The sequence below is a fragment of the Mycobacterium sp. GA-1285 genome, assembly GCF_001499905.1.
Taxonomy (GTDB): domain Bacteria; phylum Actinomycetota; class Actinomycetes; order Mycobacteriales; family Mycobacteriaceae; genus Mycobacterium.
Genome location: NZ_LQIS01000020.1, coordinates 20,077 through 38,302 on the forward strand (window position 1 = coordinate 20,077; position 18,226 = coordinate 38,302).

Consider the following 18,226-nt stretch of genomic DNA (forward strand, 5'->3'; position numbering starts at 1 on the left):
ATGTGGTTACCCGACACTCGGGCCGAACCTGTGCTCCTACTGCCAAGCCATGACCGCCGATCCGGCCGCCGCCTGACGGGCGTGGCAGACAGTTAGTTCACGGGAACGTCGAGTATCGGGTGCCGCCGGTTCGCACCCGGCGCGTCGAAATGCCACCACTCGCCGGCATAAACCGTGAGCCCGCCTGCGCCCATCGCGTCGCGCAACCGTCTGCGGTTGGTCTGAGCTGCGGGGCTGACCCCGTCGATGGCATAAGCGTTGGCGCGCGAAGTGAACTCGTCGAAGCCGGTACCCATGTCGACGAGGGCGCCGTCACGGGACAGGGTCACGTCGACCGACAACGCCGCTTCATGGCTGGTGGCGTAGGGGCCGGGCAGGGCCACCCACCCGGGATCGGAGACGGCCTCGAACATCCGCACCTGTACGTCGTGTGGGCGGTAGCAATCCCAGAACACCAGCACCTCCCCACCGGGGCGTAACGCGTCGGCGGCCGCCGCCAAGCCGGGTGCCATCGACTGGTGGACCAGGCACCGCGCATCGGCGGGGTACAGCTGCTCGCCGACGAAGTTGTCGGTCGTCGCATAGCGCAGGTCGATCACCGCGTCGGGCACGACGGTGCGCACATCGACGAGTCCGGCCGCCCGGGCCGCATCTGTCAGGGGCGGCACGGGTGCGTCCGGTGTCGCGGTGGCAACTCCCGTCGGCCACGCGAGGGCGACAGCCGCCACTGCCCAGGCTCTGCGCATATCGCCTCGCTTCCGGACTGGTTGAAATCACGGGCCCCGCGAGGCTTCCCATCGAATTCGATCCGCGCTGACCCGCGGCAGAGCGCCCGGCATGTCGGTGGTCGTATCTCCCAGGCCCGCGGCCCCGCGCAGTTCGGCGAAAGCGGCGATGAACGCGTCCGTGGCGGTGTGGACATCGTCGAACGCCAGGTCGTCACACAGCACCGAGATGTTGAGCTGATCGACGTAGCTCCACACCGTCACGTTCATCGCCGAACCGGCGGCCAGGGGGCCGATCGAGTAGATCTCGGTGACCACCGCACCCGCGATCCGGCCGCGCTCGCGGGGCCCCGGCACGTTCGACACGATCAGGTTGAACAACCGGTTCGGCGCCTCACGTCGTGACATCAAGCCGAAGGTGGCACGGGCCGCCGCGGGCGGTACGTACCGTAGACCTTTGCCCACGGTGGCGGGGCCGAGTAACTCGTTGTCCTCTTTGGCGATCAGCGCGGCCGTCCGGATCAACCGCAGCCTTTCCAGCGGATCGGCGATCTGTACCGGCAGGGACACCAGCATGGTGCTCAACTCGTTGCCGGTGATCCGGTAAGGGGAGGTGTCGGTCGCGGCGGGAACTGAGGCGATCAGCGCGTGGTCGGCGCCTCCGTCGCGCTCGAGGAGCAACGTGCGTAATCCGCCGGCGGCGATTGCGAGGACCACGTCGTTGATGGTCGATTCGAGATGTCTGCTGGTCGCTTTCACCTCGTCGAGCGACAGGCTGGCGGTCGCGAACGAGCGTCCCGCCGAGATCTTGCGATTGAGAAAGGTAGGGGGCGGTTTGAACCGTTCGGCGAGATCTGGATGGCGACGGCGCTGACGTGCTCGCTGCTGAAGTCGGTATGCGCCCACGACAACCTCTTTGACGACGCCAGGCAGGCCCGCGAGCTGGCGCAGGTGATCACGAACCGCGAACACCAGCAGACCGGCGGCCGACGGTGAGTCGACGTCGCCTCCGGACAGCGATTCGCCCGCGCCGGGCCATTCCATCGCACGAGCCATCAGGTTCGCCGAGGCGACGCCGTCGGCCAACGCGTGGTGCACCTTGCCGATCACCGCGACGCGGTTTTCGGCGACTCCTTCGGCGTAGTACAGCTCCCACAGCGGTCGGCTGCGATCCAAGGGTGTGCTCGCGATCTCCCCGATCAGCGCGTCCAGTCCCGCACGCCCGCGTGGGTCCGGCACGGTGACTCTTCGGACGTGGTATCCGAAGTCGATGTCGGCGCCTTCCCGCCACACCGGCCGATGCAGGTTCAGTGGAACGTCGACGAGTTCGTACCGAAACGGATCGAGCGCAGGCAGGCGTTTGCGGAACGTCTCGAGGAACGCGTCGAACGTCGGCTCGCCCTCGAAGCGCGAGGTGTCGATCACGGCGATCTTGATTGTGTGCTGGTGCACGTTCGGTGTTTCGCTGGACAGGAGCAGCGAGTCCCAACCACTGAGGCGCTTCACATCGCTAACCTTCGGCGGCTCGGTACCGCCGGGTCGAAGGCAGGCGCGCACACACCGACTCGACGGCAAGGACGAGTCCCGCGACGAACTTGTCGGAGGCGAACGTGCATCCGGCGTGTCCGGCTTCCACCTCGACGGTCTCGGCGCCGGGTATCCGACTTGCCAGCCAGCGCTGCCGCCGCACGCCGAACGCGCGGTCCCGCGTCGTCACCATCACCGCCGTCGGGACGTCAACCTCGTGGATCCAGGTCGACGAGTCGAATCGGATCACCTCGGCGACCGCCCGGGTGATGGCACCGGGTGAGGTGCTGCGCACCTGGCCCAGTAGCCACTGATGGTCGCGCAGCCACCCCGGCGTCACGGCCTTGGCCGGGTCGAGTCGCCGGGCCGGCGGGCTTAGCGAATCGAGCATCGCCGCGAACAACCCGGTCGCGACCCGCTCGTAGCTCGCTCGGTTCACCGCCGCCGTCGCCGCACACAGCACCAGGCCGTCGACGCGCTCCCGGTGCCGCTTCCAGACCAATTGCGCGACAAGCGATCCCAGCGAATATCCGACGGGGATGAAGGTGTCGACGGCCAACACGTCGGCCAGTGCCGCGACGTCGTCGGCGCAGTCCTCGAGCAGGAACCGAGGGGTTTCGATGCCCTGGCCGTGACCGCGTTGGTCGAAGACGACGACGCGACCGAAGTCTTGCAGCGCGTCCAGCGCGGGGTACCACGTCATCACGCCTGTGCACGCCAGCGAATGCAGCAGCACGAACGTCGGTCCGTCCCGGGGGCCCGAGTCGACGACGTAGGTGGTGCCCCGGCCGGGAAGTTCGACCATCCGGCCGTCCGGGATGTTGGCGACCGAGGCCACCGCGGGTAGCGGAGGCACCCGCGGAACGGAGAGAGGTCTCAGCAGATTCCAGGCGATATCTCCACGATAGAGCCCAGCACCGCGCGCCGTCCGACGGATCGCGCCGCTGACCGCTGAGCACTCGCACAGCGTTACGGGCTTAGACTGCCAGCGTGCGCGAGGTGCTCGAGGAGTTGCTGACCGTGTGGCGGTCCGGCGGCACCGCCGGTGTGGCCACCGTCGTGCGCACGATCCGCTCGGCGCCACGCCAGCCGGGCGCCACCATGGTGGTCTCTCCCGACGGCTCGGTAGCCGGTTCGGTGTCGGGTGGCTGCGTCGAGGCCGCCGTCTACGAACTGGTCAACGAGGTCGTCTCCTCGGGACGCCCCGAGGTGCAGCGCTACGGCATCAGCGACGACGACGCATTCGCCGTGGGACTGACATGCGGCGGCATCATCGACATTTTCGCCGAGCCGGTGTCCCGCGGCACCTTCCCGCAGTTGCAGGCGATCGCGGACGGCATCGCCGCGCACCGGCCCACCGCCGTAGCCACCGTCATCGCACACCCCGTCGCCGACCGGATCGGGCGCCGCCTGGTCATCGGCACGGATTCGGTGGACGGATCACTCGGCTCGGCGCGTGTTGACGCCGCCGTGACCGACGACGCGCGCGGGTTACTCGCCGTCGGCCGCACAGGTGTGCTGTCGTACGGCCCCGACGGGCAACGCCAGGAGACGGGCATGGAGGTGTTCGTCGCCAGCCACGCACCGCCGCCGCGGATGCTGATCTTCGGGGCGATCGACTTCGCCGCCGCCCTCGCACAGCAGGGCGCCCTACTCGGATATCAGGTCACCGTCTGCGACGCCCGCCCCGTCTTCGCCACCCCGGCCCGCTTCCCCGGTGCCGACGAGGTCGTGGCGATGTGGCCGGACCGCTACCTCACCGAACAGGCCCAGCAGGGCGCGATCGACGCCCGCACCGCGATCTGCGTGCTCACGCACGATCCGAAGTTCGACGTTCCCGTTCTCCGGGTCGCGGTGCGCCTGCCCGAGGTCGGTTACATCGGGGTGATGGGATCGCGCCGGACCCACGAGGACCGGATGCGGCGGTTGCGCGAGTGCGGCCTCACGGACGCCGAACTGACCCGGCTGGCCAGCCCGATCGGCCTCGATCTGGGCGCTCGGACACCCGAGGAGACCGCGGTTTCGATCGCGGCGGAGATCATCGCCCGCAAGTGGGGAGGCGGCGGCAGACCGCTGAGCGACACGGACGGTCGCATCCACCACGAGGGATGAGACAACGCGTATGGAAATGTCGTTCTCGGATGCGATAACGTCACTCTTTACATGGCGAGGAGAAGGGTGAACCGGTGACTTCTGCTTCAGCGGAGAAGGTCGCGACCCGTTATGCGGGAACCCGGGTCGCGCGCGTCGAGGACAACCGGCTTCTCACCGGGCGCGGCACTTTCGTCGACGACGTCGTGCGGCCCGGGATGCTGCACGCCTGCTTCGTGCGAAGCCCGTTCGCCAGGGCGACGATCAAAGGCATCGACGCGTCGGTCGCGCTGGCCATGCCCGGTGTGCACGCGGTCTTCACCGCCGACGATCTCAATCCCGACGTCAAGGAAGCCTGGCACGCGGTCGCCGGCAAGGACATCCCGGACACGCCGCGACCACCATTGGCCGAGGGTGAGGTGAAGTTCGTCGGCGATCCCGTCGCGCTCGTCGTGGCCGACAGCCGCTACCTCGCCGAGGACGCCGTCGACGCGGTCGACGTCGACTACGAACCACTGCCCGCGGTCGCCGACTTCACCAAGGCGATCGGCGGTACGGAGGCCGGCGCTCCCGTCGTGCACGAGGCCTATCCCGACAACGTCGCAGGCGGTATGGGTGGCGCACCACCCGACGAGGAGACCTTCGCCAACGCGGCCTGCGTCGCGTCGGCGACCGTCTATCAGCAGATCTACGCGCCGGTGCCGATCGAGTGCCGCGGCATGGTCGTCGAGTGGACGCCCGCGACCGAGGAACTGACCATATGGGCGTCGACGCAGACACCCCACGAGTTGCGGGCGTTCTGCGCCCGCCTACTCGGGATTCCCGCGCACAACGTCCGAGTCATCATGCGCGACACCGGCGGTGGCTTCGGACAGAAGGTTGTGCCGATGCGCGAGGACATGTGCATCATGCTGGCCGCGCGCAAGGTGCCGGCGGCTCTGAAGTGGATCGAGGACCGCCGCGAGAACCTGATGTCGGCGGGTCAGGCTCGCCACGTCGACGGCACCGCACGGATGGCGCTCGACGAGGACGGCACCATACTCGCCGTCGACATCGACTTCGCTTACGACGTCGGCGCCTACCCCACCCCGTACCCGGTGCTGACCACCGCCGCCGTCGGCATGTTCTTCCCCGGCCCGTACCGGGTGCCGAAGGCCAGCTTCAACTACAAGACCGTGTTCTCCAACACCGCGGGCCTGCACGCGTATCGCGGTCCCTGGCAGTACGAAACGCTGGCCCGCGAAGTGCTTTTCGACATCGCCGCCCGCAAGCTGGACATGGATCCCGTCGAACTGCGGCGGCGCAACATCCTGCGCGGCGACGAGATGCCCTACTTCAATCCCAACGGCATGCCCTACGACCACGTCGCTCCCGCCGACACCTTCGAGCAGGCCGTCAAGATCCTCGACCACGAGGGCTTCCGCAAGGAACAGGCCGATGCGCTGGCCGAGGGCCGCTACATCGGGCTGGGCTTTTCGGCCTACATCGAACCGACCGGCGCCGCGACCGGACACCTCGGCACCGAGGGCTGCACCATCCGGATGGAGCCCACCGGGAAGATCAACGTCTACGTCAACGGCGGGTCGACCGGCAACAGCCTCGAGACCACGGTCGTGCAGTTGACCGCCGACGCGCTGGGCGCCGACATCGCCGACGTGTCGACGATCCAGGGCGACACCGCGGTCACCCCGTACGGCGCGGGCACGCAGGGCAGCCGAAGCGGTCCGATGACCGCGGGCGCGGTCGCCGAGGCGGGCGCGTTGTTGCGCAAGCAGATCATCGCGATGGCCGCGCCGCGCCTGGAGGTCGACGAAGCCGAGGTGGAGCTGACCGGCTCGCGGGCCGTGGTGAGCGGAAACCCGGACAAGAGCGTGAGTTTCGCCGATCTGGCCTACCGCGCCTACTACGAACCCCAGCAGTTGCCGGCCGGTGTCTCGTCGTCACTGGAGGCGACCGCGCGGTTCGCCTCACCACCCGAGGCGATGATCCACTGGGCCAACGCCACCCACGCCTGCACGTGTGAGGTCGACATCGAGACCGGGCGGGTCACCCTCACCCGCTACATCGTCAGCGAGGACGTCGGCCCGATGATCAACCCCAACGTCGTCGAGGGTCAGATCGCCGGCGGCACCGTGCAGGGCATCGGTGGTGCGCTGCTCGAAGACATGGCCTACGACGACGACGGCAACCCGCTGTCGAGCACCTTCGTCGACTACCTGCTGCCGACGGCCACCGAGGTGCCCGCGATCGAGTACGGCCACGTTGAGATCCCCGGACCCGGCGTCGGCGGGTACAAGGGTGTCGGCGAGGGCGGCGCGATCGGTTCGACCCCCGCCGTCATCAACGCGATCAACGATGCCCTGGCACCTCTCGGCGTCACCCTGACCCGCCTACCCGCCAGCCCCGCCGCGATCGTCGAGGCGATCGAGAACGCCAAGAAGTAAGGAACACAGCCACAGTGGAACTCAACAACGAATTCCGGGTCGCCGTGCCGGTGGACACGGCATGGGAGGCACTCAACGACGTCCAACGCGTCGCACCGTGTATCCCGGGTGCTCAGCTGTTGTCCGTCGACGGCGACGCCTTCACCGGCGCGGTGAAGGTCAAGGTCGGCCCGATCACGGTGTCCTACCAGGGCGAGGCATCGTTCCAGGAGCGTGACAAGGCCGCTCGCCGTGTCGTCATCAAGGCCCAGGGCAAGGAGACCCGCGGCAGTGGTAACGCGGCCGCGGTCGTGACCGCGCAACTCAAGGACGAGGGTGACGCGACCGTCGTTGCGATCAACACGGACTTGACCATCTCGGGGAAGGCCGCTCAGTTCGGCCGCGGCGTACTGGCCGACGTGTCGACGAACCTGATCGGACAGTTCGCCAAGAATCTCGAATCGGATCTTCTCGGCGGCGCCGCGACCACCGCACCGACCACGGAGACGGCGGCGGTTGCGGCTCAGCCCGACGCGGGTGATTCCATCGACATGCTCAAAGTCGTTGCGCTGCCGATGGCCAAGCGCGCGGCACCGGTCGCGGCCGCGGTCGCCGGTGGCCTGGCGGTCGGCTTCCTGATCGGCCGGCGCCGCAGGAAGGCGCCCGCGGCGCTGGCCGACGAGCTGCAGGCCGCGTTGGTGCGACTGCTCGACGCGCCGACCGAGCGGCTGCGGCCGTGAAAGCCGCTCCGTTCACCTACCACCGCCCCGATTCGGTGAAGGAGGCGGTGGACATGCTCGCCGAATACGGTGAGGACGCGAAAATCCTTGCCGGCGGCCAGAGTCTGGTGCCGATGCTCGCGATGCGACTGACGCACTTCGACAACCTCATCGACATCTCCCGGATCGACGAGCTGCGCAGCATCGACCTGGTGGACGGCGCGGTACGCATCGCGGCAGGCACCCCGCACTCGTTCGTCGGAATGGACGACGAAGTCGCGGAATCGGTTCCGTTGCTGACGCTGGCCACCCCGCACATCGGGCACTTCCAGATCCGCACCAGGGGCACGCTCGGCGGGGCCATCGCACACGCCGATCCCGCGGCGGAGTACGCGGCGGTCGCGCTCGCGCTCGACGCGCAGATGGATGTCGTCTCCTCAACGGGCTCCCGGCAGATCGCGGCGCGAGATTTCTTCACCGGTCTCTGGGAGACGTCGCTGCAGCCGGGGGAGATGCTGACCGCGGTGCACTTCCCCGTCTGGGGTGGGCGGTCCGGTTTCGCACTGGAGGAATTCGCCCGCCGCCACGGCGACTTCGCGATCGCGGGGGCCGCGGTGGCGGTCCAGCTCGACGACGATGACCGGGTGAGTCGTTGCGGCATAGGGTTGTTGGGTCTGGGTTCGACACCGCTACGGGGTAGCGCCGCCGAGGACGCCGTCACCGGTCGACCGGTCCACGAGATCAGCGCACAGGAGGTCGGCAGGCTCGCACTGACCGGCCTCGAAGACATTCCGTCCGACCTGCAGGGGTCGGCCGCCTACCGGGCCAAGGTCGGGGCGACGATGGTCGCTCGCGCCTGGTCCCGCGCCATCACGGAGGCAAGCGATGCATGAGATGCCGGTCGAAGTGACGGTCAACGGACGCACATTCTCGGCGACCGTGGAACCGCGTCTCACACTTGCGGACTTCCTTCGGGAGAAGTGTGGCCTGACCGGTACCCACCTCGGTTGTGAGCACGGCGCCTGTGGCGCCTGCACGGTGCTGCTCAACGGGGACGCGGTGCGCGCCTGCCTGATCTTCGCCGTCCAGGCCGAGGGTATGGAGGTCACCACCGTCGAGGGCATCGGCGGCGCGGACGGTGAACTGTCGCCGGTGCAGGCCGCCTTGCGCGAATGCCATGGGCTGCAGTGCGGTTTCTGCACACCGGGCTTCGTCACCTCCATCACCGCGCTGCTGCGCGACAACCCCAAGCCGAGCGACGAGGAGATCCGCGAGGGTTTGTCGGGCAACTTCTGTCGGTGCACCGGCTATCAGGGAATCATCAACGCGGTACACCGTGCCGCCGAGATGACCTGAGGCACATGCTCATCGCCGCCACGGGGGGCACCGGCTACGTCGGCGCCCACTGCGTACGTGCCCTGCTGCTTGCCGGCCACCGCGTGCGCCTGCTCATCGCGCCCGACGCGGAGGGCGCCCCGGTACTGGCCAAACTCGCCGAGATCGGGGACGTCGAGACGCTGAGCGGCGACATCAGGCAGACCGGCACAGTGGATGCGCTGCTCGAAGGCTGCGACGCGGTGCTGCACGGCGCCGGAGTGGTCGGCACCGACAAGCGCCGCACCTCGCTGATGTGGGAGGTGAACGCCCATGCCACCGAGGCGGTGCTGACTCGCGCGGTGGCCGGCGGGTTGGACCCCGTCGTGTTGGTCAGCAGCTACAGCGCGCTGTTTCCACCACCGAACGGGGTGATCGGCCCCGATACGCCCACCGCGCCCGGTCGCAGCCCGTACGCGCAGACCAAGGCCTACGCCGACCGCGTGGCGCGGCGACTGCAGGAGCAGGGAGCGCCGGTCGTCATCACCTACCCGTCGAGCGTGGTGGGACCCGCGTTCCACACCGCCGCGGGCGTCACCGAGCGCGGGTGGGCGCCCCTGGTGCGATGGGGCGTCGCGCCGCGACTGCGCGGCGGGATGCAGATGATCGACGTTCGCGATGTCGCCGACGTGCATGCCGCGCTGTTCGTCCCGGGCCGCGGACCACGCCGCTATGTATGCGGCGGCGAATTGATCGCGTTCGACGACATGATTTCGGCCCTCGAGCGGGGCACGAACCGTCGATTCAAGCGAATCCCGATCAGCCAGGGCATGTTTCGCGGGCTGAGCATCGTCGGAGAGGCGCTGTCCGGCGTTGTCGACCTGGGCGACGGTCTCACCTATGAAGCCGCGCTGCTGCTCACCGCTGCGACGCCGACCGACGACTCGGCGACCACCCGCGACCTCGGCGTGACGTGGCGGTCGCCGGTCGACGCCATCATCGCGTCCTTCTGAAACGCGCGAGTCAGCTGCGGTCGGGCTCTGTGCGCGGACCGAAGCCGGACTGCGATTCACCGGCTGTGGCGTGTCTGCCGATATGCGCCTCGGCGCGCATGCGGTCCACCATGTGCGGGTAGTGCAGCTCGAAAGCGGGCCGCTCCGAACGGATTCGGGGCAGCTCGGTGAAGTTGTGCCGCGGCGGCGGGCACGACGTCGCCCACTCCAGCGAGTTGCCGTAACCCCACGGATCGTCGACGGTGACCGGCTCGCCGTAGCGCCAGCTCTTGAACACGTTCCACGCGAACGGCAGCACCGACAGGCCGAGGATGAACGCGCCGATCGTCGACACGACGTTGAGCACCGTGAAGCCGTCACTGGGCAGGTAGTCCGCGTAGCGCCGCGGCATACCCTCGTTGCCGAGCCAGTGCTGCACCAGGAACGTGGTGTGGAACCCGATCAAGGTGAGCCAGAAGTTGAGCTTGCCCAGCCGCTCGTCGAGCAACCGGCCCGTCATCTTCGGGAACCAGAAGTAGATGCCGGCGTAGGTGGCGAACACGATCGTCCCGAACAGCACGTAGTGGAAGTGCGCGACCACGAAGTAGGAGTCGGTGACGTGGAAGTCCAGCGGCGGGCTGGCCAGCATCACACCGGTGAGGCCGCCCAGCAGGAAGGTGACCAGGAACCCGAACGAGAACAGCATCGGTGTCTCGAACGTCAACTGGCCCTTCCACATCGTGCCTATCCAGTTGAAGAACTTGATACCCGTCGGCACCGCGATCAGGTAGGTGGTGAATGCGAAGAACGGCAGCATCACCGCGCCGGTGGCGTACATGTGGTGCGCCCACACCACGACCGACAGCGCCGCAATACCCAAGGTGGCGTACACCAGCGTGGTGTAGCCGAATATCGGTTTGCGGGAGAACACCGGGATGACTTCGGTGACGATGCCGAAGAACGGCAGCGCGATGATGTACACCTCGGGATGGCCGAAGAACCAGAACAAGTGCTGGTACAGGATCGGGCCGCCGTTGGCCGGGTCGTAGATGTGTGCACCGAGGTGGCGGTCGGCGGCCAGGCCCAGCAGCGCCGCGGTCAGCAGCGGGAACACCATCAACACCAGAACCGACGTCACCAGGATGTTCCAGGTGAAGATCGGCATCCGGAACATCGTCATACCGGGTGCGCGCATGCACACCACGGTGGTGATCATGTTGACGCCACCGAGAATGGTGCCCAGGCCGGCGACGGCCAGGCCCAGGATCCACAGATCCCCACCGGGGCCCGGTGAGTGGATCGCGTTGCTCAGCGGGGCGTAGGCCGTCCAGCCGAAGTCCGCGGCACCGCCCGGGGTGATGAAGCCGGAGATGGCGATGAGCCCGCCGAACAGGAACAACCAGTATGAGAACGCGTTGAGCCGCGGGAACGCCACGTCGGGCGCGCCGATCTGCAGCGGCAGCACCAGGTTGGCGAACCCGAACACGATCGGCGTCGCATAGAACAGCAACATGATCGTGCCGTGCATGGTGAACAGCTGGTTGTACTGCTCGTTGGACAGGAACTGCAGTCCCGGCATCGCGAGCTCGCCCCGGATAAACAGCGCCATCAACCCGCCGATGAAGAAGAAGATGAAGCAGGTGACGACGTACATGATGCCGATCAGCTTGTGATCGGTGGTGGTGACGAGCTTGTAGATCAGGTTGCCCCGCGGACCCAACCTGGCCGGGAAGGGTCGACGGACCTCGAGTTGCGGTACTGAGGTCGCTTCGGCAGTCAAAGGACCCTCCCTTCGGCGCGGGGACGAGGGGTCATCGTCTGCTCGATTCTAGGTAGCCCGGTTGCGAGCCGAAAGCCATTCCGCGAAGTGACGCGGCCGACCGCATCAACCGGCCGCGTTCACCGCCGCCCCGTCGTCGCTGTGCATGCCGTACGGCACCGCGGTCAGCATCGTGACCGAGAGTTCGGTTCCGCTCGGTGTCCGGAAGCTGCGCCGTTCACCCGGGCGGGCGCCGAGGATCGCCGCGCCCAACGGCGACTGGGTCGAGTACACCTCGATGTCGCCGTGTTCAGCGCTGCGCACGCCGAGGAGGAACGTCTCGATCTCACCGGTGTCGTCATACCGGGCGGTGACGACCATGCCCGGCTCGGCGATGCCGTCGTCCGGCGGGTCCTCGCCGACGACGGCGTTGATGAGCATCTCGTGGATCTGCTGAATGCGGGCTTGCCGGGCGCGTTTGACGGCGCTCGCATTCTCGTCGGCGTCTTCGTCGCCGACCGTGTTCGCGCTCAGTTCACGCAGCGTGGCGAGCTCCTGCTGCAGTCGCTCGTAGGCAGCTTGTGAGATCCAGATCCGTTGCGCTTCGGTCATTTTCGGTCCTTTCTCGAAAGGGTTGCCGTCAGGGGCGGGTTACGGGCTGTGAGAACGCCGCCCCTGACGACTCGCAGTGCCCGTGAAGGGCAGAAGTCCCGGCGAAGTCGGTGAGCGATCTATGCGACTGCGCGCCGGAGCGGATCGAAGGGCCGCAGCGCTTCGGGTTGCTTGCCGGTCGTGATCTGTTCGGCCAAGAGCCGGCCGGTGACCGGACCGTGGGCCAGTCCCCACATGCCGTGCCCGCCGGCGACGTACACGTTTCGCGACATCTCACCGATGAGCGGACGCCCGTCGGGGGTGATCGGCCGCGGACCCACCCAGATGTCGCTGCGCTCGGCCCACCGGACTCCCTCCAGCAGGGGGCTTGCCGAGTCGACGATCGCGCCGACCCGCTCGGCGATCGCCGGCTCGTGCGGGTCGCGAAACTCCATCGTGCCCGCCACTCGCAGCGCACCCTTGTACGGCGTACACGCAATCCGCGCGTCCGGCAGATAGATCGGGCCGGGGATGGGCCGATCCACCGGCACGGTGAACGAGTAACCGCGGCCCGACTCCACCGGGACGCGAAGCCGGTGGCCCGTCAACCGGGACATCCACGCGCCGGTGGCGATCACCGCGCTTTCGGCGGTCAGATGCTTGCCGCTGTACGGCTGGACCACCACCCGGTTGCCGGAACTGAACACACCGCGCACGTCATGGGTCAGGATCTCTGCCCCGCGCTCCTCGACCGCCCGGCCCAGGGCTTGCACGAAACGGCCGGGGTCGACGAAGCGCTGACCGTTGATGTTTATTCCGGCGGTGACCGCCGGGGACGCCAACGGCACCTGCTCGCGCAACGCCTCGCCGGACAGGCCGGTCACGAACAGACCCTGTCCTGCGCGTTCGAGGGCACGTAGTTCGCGCATCATGTTCTCGGCATCCTCGGTGCTGCGGAAGATCGCGGTGATCGGGGCGTCGGTCACCGGGGCGTCCACCCCGTTCGCGATCAGGACGTCGAACGCCTCGATGCATTCCTCGTTGAGCGGCACGTTGGCCGCCACCGCCTGGTTCCACACCGATGAGCGGGAGTTCAGGGCGAACTGGATCAGGAACAGCCACAACGCACCGTCGACGCTCAGCGGGATGTGCAGCGGTGCGTTGCGGTCGCTCAACGAGCGAAGCCCGTAGCGCAACGTCTTCGGCGAGTTCAACGGCACCGTCAGCGCGGGTGCGACCCAACCCGCGTTGCCCCAGGAGGCGCCTGCGGCCACCCCGCTGCGGTCGACGACGGTGACGTCGACCCCGCGCTCCTGCAGAAACCACGCCGTGGACAAGCCGACGATGCCGGCGCCGACCACGATCGCAGACCGCGGCCCACCGTCGATGCGCTCGCCGCCGACCATTGCAATCCCTCCATCACCGTGAACGGTTATTCGTTATTCCATGGTGGGCCGGGCGACCGTGTTCCGACTTGCCGGTGCCCGACAATCGACCCGGGCGCCGTTGTGGTGATCCGACAACGACCTGGTCGAGCCCGGTCCGCTCGGTCGGCTCAGTCGGTGTCGATCGCGGCGAGTTCGATCATCATGGCGAGGCGCTTGCGGGCGTCCTCCAAGGGGAGTTCGGTGACCTCACCCATCTTGCGCAGGCGGTATCGCACGGTGTTCTCGTGGACGCCCAACCGGTGCCCCGCCTGAGTGGGATCGCCCAGTGCCTCCAGATACGCCCGCAACGTCGGGATGTACTCGGTGGCGTGGTTCTGGTCGTGGCGGCGTAACTCGGCGACCGGTCCCCTGTCCGGCGTGCGCCCCGAGCGTGCGGCGGTCCGGAGGCGCTGCAGCAGGATCTCGTCCCACGACTCGTCGTAGGCGGGCGGCGCGGCGTCAGGCGGCCCCATCTCGTGCAGCGCCAGGCACTCGTCGGCCTCAAGGCGCGCCGCGGGCAGATCGACGGCCACCGCGCCCTTGCTGATGCCGGCCACCACCGTGACCCGGTCCGGCAACGCCGCCTTCAAGGCGTCGACCCACTTGCGAGCGCCGGCGACGCGATCGCCGGGCATCAAGGTGTAGATCGTGTTGCCGGCCAGTGCGCTGCGACCCGGGCGTGACCAACCGAAGCCGGCGGTCGCGCGTTCGAAGGTCAACAGAAGCGCCGCATCCCGTTCGCCACCGATCGACGCCTGCACCGCGATGACCCGCATCGGCCCCTGCGACAACCCCAGCCGGCTGGCCGACGCCGCGGCTTCGGCACTGCCGTCAAGTAACCGCAGCACCAGATCGGATTCGACCTGACGTTCCAGATCCGCACTGGCGCGCGACCGCAACAAGTGCAGAGCGACGGTCCTGGCGTTGTCGGTCAGCGCCGTGCGTTCGGGTTCCACCAACGGCTCGGGGGAGGACACCCACACCGCGCCCATGAGCTCTCGACCCGACCGCACGGGGACAACCGTGCGGCCGGACAGACCCTGGTCGGCGTTCGGCGCGATGAACATCGGTTCGTCCGAGGACGCCAGATGCGTGAACACGCCTTGGGACGCGAAGTATTCACGCAACGACTCCGGCGCTTGCCGGTTCATGATCGTCGCGACGCGGGCGGGGTCGGCGTTCTCCTGCATAGTCGAGTACGCGAGCACGCGGGACAGCGGGTCCTCGATGGTCACCGCGCCACCGGCCGATTCGGCCAAGCTGTCGGCGAGTGCGAACAAATCCGTTGGGCCACGGCCCGATTCCGTTTCCCGGCCCTCCAACACCAGGCCGTAGACGATGGCGGAGAGCTCGCTCCAGGGCACCGCCTGATCGACGACCATCACCGCGACGCCCTCGACCATCCCCGCGAACGTGGTGTCGTCGTCGCCGTCACGAAGTAGGACCACCATCGCGCGCGCCGAAACCGCCCACCGCAGCGCCTCGTTCACCGTTCGTGCGCCGATCGCCAGCAGCACGTCGCCGGTGATCGTGCGGCCGTCGGTGACCTCGTGCATGACCACGCTGCCCAACTCCGTCGAGCGCGGGATCGGGCAGAAGCGCAGGCGCACGCCGTAGCTGCCCAGCACGTTGACCAGCCGGTCCAAGGTGACCACGGGCCGACGTTACCGCGCTGTCGGGGGCGTGCTCACTGGTTGGAGACGACTCCCCGCAGTCCCTCCGCCCCGAAAAGCGGCTCCAGCATGGACGAGTAGTCGGGGCCACGCCGCACCAGCTGACCGCCGTCGACATTGATGACTTGGCCCGTGATGAAACTGGCGGCATCGCTGAGCAGGAAGAGCGACGCGTTGGCGATGTCTTCGACCTCGCCCGGCCGCGGTAGCGGCGTACACGCCGCGTAGTCGCCACTGAGTTCGGGGGATTCGAGTACGGGTGCGACGAGTTCGGTGCGGATCAAGCCGGGGCGGATGCAATTCACGCGCACCCAGGAGGCGCCGAGTTCGTCGGCGGCGAGCTGCATCATGTGGTCGATGCCCGCCTTCGAAACCCCGTATGCACCGAACCAGCGGTGGGTGTTGCTGGCCGCGATCGACGAGATGCCGATGAAGGATCCGCCGCCACCGCGCACCATCTCGCGCGCCGAGTGCTTGAGCACATACATGGTGCCGTTGATGTTCAGATCGACGGTGCGTCGCCACAGTTCGGAATCGATCTGCGTGATGGGCCCGATCGTCTCGCTGCCACCGGCACAGTGCACGACGCCGTACAGTCGGCCGGTCCATGCCGTGGTGGCCTCGACGACGCGCGCCACCTCGTCCTCGTTCGTCACGTCGGCCGGCTCGTAGAGCACCGAACCAGGACCGCCCTGCGCCTTGATCTCGTCGGCCGCACCGGACAGCTTGTCGGCGTTGCGGCCCACGAGCATCGCGTTGCCGCCCGCCGCCACCACCGCGGCCGCCACGCCCTTGCCTATGCCGCTGCCACCGCCCGTGACCATTACCGTCCGACCCGTCAAGGACAACTCCACCGCAAACCCCTTCGTCATCTAGAACAGGTTCTCGTTATACGTCACGGCTCGTCACGGCGGGCGGGCTTGGGGGCGCCGAGCGTGCGCCAATCCGGCACGTTGGGCGGGAGTCCGACCGGGTAGCGATTCTCGTTGTGCGCCGCCCAATGCGCATGCCCGAGCTCGTGGATGTGGAACGCATGGCGCAACGCCTCGGTGAACCCCATCGCGTCGGCGGCGGCGTTGACCGAGTCCTTGACGAGCAGCGCCGCCATCGTGGGGCGCTCGGCGATCCGGCGGGCGAATTCGAGTGTCTTGTCCTCGAGTTCGCCGCGCGCGAAGATCTTCGACACCATGCCGAGGCGGTACGCCTCCTCGGCGTCGATCGAATCACCGGTCAACAGAAGCTCTTTGGCCTTTCGGGCGCCGAATTCCCATGGGTGCGCGTAATACTCGACACCGGGCATTCCCATCCGCACGGCCACCACGTCGCTGAACTTGGCATCGTCGGCCGCGACGATTAGATCACACGCCCAGATGAGCATGAGGCCCGCCGAGATCGCATTGCCGTGCACCTGGGCTATGGTGATCTTCCGCAGATCCCGCCACCGGCGGGTGTTCTCGAAGAAGAAGTGCCACTCCTGCAGATAGGTGCGCTCGGCGATCGCCGGCACGGTGGCGCCGTGCGATCGGAACGTCGGATGCTGAGCGGGGCCCGGCTGTCGCTCCAGCATGGCCTCTTCCGACCCCAGGTCATGCCCGGCCGAAAAGTTCTTGCCCCGCGCGGCCAGGATCACCACCCTCACGCGGTCATCGGCTTCGGCGCGGCCGAATGCCTCGTCCAACTGCACCAACAGCGTGCGGGACTGGGCGTTCTGCGCATCCGGACGGTTCAGCCAGATGCGGGCGATCCGGCCGTCGTCGAGCGTCTCGTACGTCACCTGTTGCGCCGCACCGCCTCCGGCATCGGCGCTGGTCAGATCAGGGCTCGCCATCGCGGTTCACCTCACTTGAGTTGTTGGATCACCTGCACATTACGGTGCGCCCCGCATCGCTCACTCAGCGGTGCCGCAGCAACCTGACAGCCGACTCACCGATACGACCACCGATGCGATCGCAGGCACCGCCGGACTTCGCCACTTCGATGAAATGACCTAAGCCAGACGGGGATTCGTATGGCGGGCCATAGCCGCAAAGCGTCCGTTGCCGCCACACCTTCGTCGCGTCGAGCCGCTGTCATGCCCCGACGACGACGCAACGGTGCACGAATCAACGGATCGGCTCCTAGAATCGCGGAATGACGAAATTCTCGGTCCCGATCCGGAGACTGGTTCTCACCGGCGCTTTCCTGGTCGCGGCCGCGGCCGGTCCCATGGCCGCCGTGTATTCGGTGTCGGATTCGAGTGAGGCCTTGGCTCAGGGCTGCCAAGGGGGCGAGGAGCCGGACCAGTTCACCATGACGTGCGTGCCGTTCGTGGTCCCGAATTCACCGCCTCCGTTCCAGGTCACCGCGGCTAATCCGGACGTCCCGGAAATCCAGGGCATCCCGTGCATCGGGCACAACGCAGGCGCCTGCCTGGGGTTGGCCGAGGACCAGGCGGCGACCGGTCCGCCCGCGCAGCCCCGCTCCAGCATCAGCGCCAGCCCGTAGCCGAATCAGGCAGGCAACTTCGCGAAGCTGTGCAGAAAGCTGGGAGCTTCCATAGAATCTTGCCGACGGCACCGTTGATCACTACTGAAGGCGTGACGATGGCAATCTTGAAGTCCCCTGTACGACGGCTGATCCTTGCCGGTGGCTTTGCGGTTGCGATCGCCGCGGCGCCGATGGTCTCCGTCTTCGCAGCACCCACGTCCACCGTTGCGCCGCAGGCTCAGAGCTGCGCCGGCGGGGAGGAACCGGACCCGTTCACCGGCAACTGCGTGCCCCACACGGTGCCCAACGCCGGCCCGGTGTTCAGCACGCAACCGGGTAACCCCGACGTCCCGGAGGTCATGGGCGTTCCATGCATCGGCCACAACCAGGGCGGCTGCATCGGTCTGGCCGAAGAGGCCCAGGCGCAGACCGTGACAGCGCCCCCGGCCCCGGTGTTCAGCCACAGTCCCTAGCCGGAGGGTTAGCCGACCGGCTCGGTCGCTGCTTCGCATACAGTTG

At 67.8% G+C, this 18,226-nt stretch carries 17 protein-coding genes; 8 read left to right on the forward strand and 9 right to left on the reverse strand.

Translation table 11 applies throughout. From position 1 onward, the window contains the following. Positions 1-92 precede the first annotated feature (92 nt). Genes AU193_RS12985 through AU193_RS12995 form a run of 3 tightly spaced genes read right to left on the reverse strand, consistent with a single transcriptional unit; the run spans position 93 to position 3,108 of the window. Entirely contained in the window at positions 93-746 is a 654-nt protein-coding gene (locus AU193_RS12985) for a M15 family metallopeptidase (protein WP_064422789.1), read from the reverse strand. Between the two features lie 27 nt (positions 747-773). Then, on the reverse strand, positions 774-2,231 hold the full coding sequence (locus AU193_RS12990) for a wax ester/triacylglycerol synthase family O-acyltransferase (RefSeq protein WP_064422790.1): 1,458 nt from the start codon (positions 2,229-2,231) through the stop codon (positions 774-776). 4 nt (positions 2,232-2,235) lie between these two features. After that, positions 2,236-3,108 (reverse strand): alpha/beta fold hydrolase, encoded by an 873-nt coding sequence (locus AU193_RS12995; RefSeq protein ID WP_253867801.1) that lies wholly within the window; start codon positions 3,106-3,108, stop codon positions 2,236-2,238. A 134-nt stretch (positions 3,109-3,242) separates the two neighbouring features. On the opposite strand from AU193_RS12995, the gene AU193_RS13000 reads away from it, so the two are divergent. The 6 genes from AU193_RS13000 (at position 3,243) to AU193_RS13025 (ending at position 9,812) form a co-directional block, all read left to right on the forward strand. Next, positions 3,243-4,364: an XdhC family protein gene (locus tag AU193_RS13000; protein ID WP_064422791.1), complete on the forward strand. Its 1,122-nt coding sequence runs from the start codon at positions 3,243-3,245 to the stop codon at positions 4,362-4,364. 74 nt (positions 4,365-4,438) lie between these two features. Then, on the forward strand, positions 4,439-6,787 hold the full coding sequence (locus AU193_RS13005; RefSeq protein WP_064422792.1) for a xanthine dehydrogenase family protein molybdopterin-binding subunit: 2,349 nt from the start codon (positions 4,439-4,441) through the stop codon (positions 6,785-6,787). Between the two features lie 14 nt (positions 6,788-6,801). Further along, positions 6,802-7,506, forward strand: coding sequence for an SRPBCC family protein (locus tag AU193_RS13010; protein ID WP_064422793.1), 705 nt, complete (start codon positions 6,802-6,804; stop codon positions 7,504-7,506). Beyond that, on the forward strand, positions 7,503-8,378 hold the full coding sequence (locus AU193_RS13015; protein ID WP_064422794.1) for a xanthine dehydrogenase family protein subunit M: 876 nt from the start codon (positions 7,503-7,505) through the stop codon (positions 8,376-8,378). Before AU193_RS13010 ends, AU193_RS13015 begins: the two co-directional genes overlap by 4 nt. Continuing rightward, entirely contained in the window at positions 8,371-8,841 is a 471-nt protein-coding gene (locus AU193_RS13020) for a (2Fe-2S)-binding protein (RefSeq protein WP_064422795.1), read from the forward strand. The genes AU193_RS13015 and AU193_RS13020 overlap by 8 nt, the downstream gene beginning before the upstream one ends. A 5-nt stretch (positions 8,842-8,846) precedes the next feature. After that, positions 8,847-9,812 (forward strand): NAD-dependent epimerase/dehydratase family protein, encoded by a 966-nt coding sequence (locus AU193_RS13025; protein WP_064422796.1) that lies wholly within the window; start codon positions 8,847-8,849, stop codon positions 9,810-9,812. A gap of 10 nt (positions 9,813-9,822) precedes the next feature. Here the strand turns inward: AU193_RS13025 and ctaD are convergent, their stop codons facing one another. The 6 genes from ctaD to AU193_RS13055 form a co-directional block, all read right to left on the reverse strand. Then, complete coding sequence (ctaD, locus tag AU193_RS13030) at positions 9,823-11,571, reverse strand: cytochrome c oxidase subunit I (protein ID WP_064422797.1); 1,749 nt, start codon at positions 11,569-11,571, stop codon at positions 9,823-9,825. Positions 11,572-11,676: 105 nt separating this feature from the next. Further along, positions 11,677-12,162, reverse strand: coding sequence for a GreA/GreB family elongation factor (locus tag AU193_RS13035; protein ID WP_064422798.1), 486 nt, complete (start codon positions 12,160-12,162; stop codon positions 11,677-11,679). A gap of 119 nt (positions 12,163-12,281) precedes the next feature. After that, positions 12,282-13,547, reverse strand: a complete 1,266-nt coding sequence (locus AU193_RS13040) for an FAD-binding oxidoreductase (RefSeq protein ID WP_064422799.1) — start codon at positions 13,545-13,547, stop codon at positions 12,282-12,284. A 149-nt stretch (positions 13,548-13,696) separates the two neighbouring features. Continuing rightward, positions 13,697-15,223 carry a CdaR family transcriptional regulator gene (locus AU193_RS13045; RefSeq protein WP_064422800.1) on the reverse strand — a complete coding sequence of 509 codons (1,527 nt, stop codon included), beginning with the start codon at positions 15,221-15,223 and terminating at the stop codon, positions 13,697-13,699. Positions 15,224-15,255: 32 nt separating this feature from the next. Continuing rightward, positions 15,256-16,113, reverse strand: a complete 858-nt coding sequence (locus AU193_RS13050; protein ID WP_371259196.1) for an SDR family oxidoreductase — start codon at positions 16,111-16,113, stop codon at positions 15,256-15,258. Between the two features lie 23 nt (positions 16,114-16,136). Then, complete coding sequence (locus AU193_RS13055; protein WP_064422801.1) at positions 16,137-17,069, reverse strand: enoyl-CoA hydratase; 933 nt, start codon at positions 17,067-17,069, stop codon at positions 16,137-16,139. Between the two features lie 302 nt (positions 17,070-17,371). Here AU193_RS13055 and AU193_RS13060 point away from each other — a divergent pair, with 302 nt between their 5' ends. Continuing rightward, a complete protein-coding gene (locus AU193_RS13060) occupies positions 17,372-17,725 on the forward strand; it encodes a hypothetical protein (RefSeq protein WP_064422802.1) in 354 nt (117 codons plus the stop codon). A gap of 98 nt (positions 17,726-17,823) precedes the next feature. Beyond that, positions 17,824-18,180 (forward strand): hypothetical protein, encoded by a 357-nt coding sequence (locus AU193_RS13065; protein WP_064422827.1) that lies wholly within the window; start codon positions 17,824-17,826, stop codon positions 18,178-18,180. Positions 18,181-18,226: the final 46 nt, after the last annotated feature.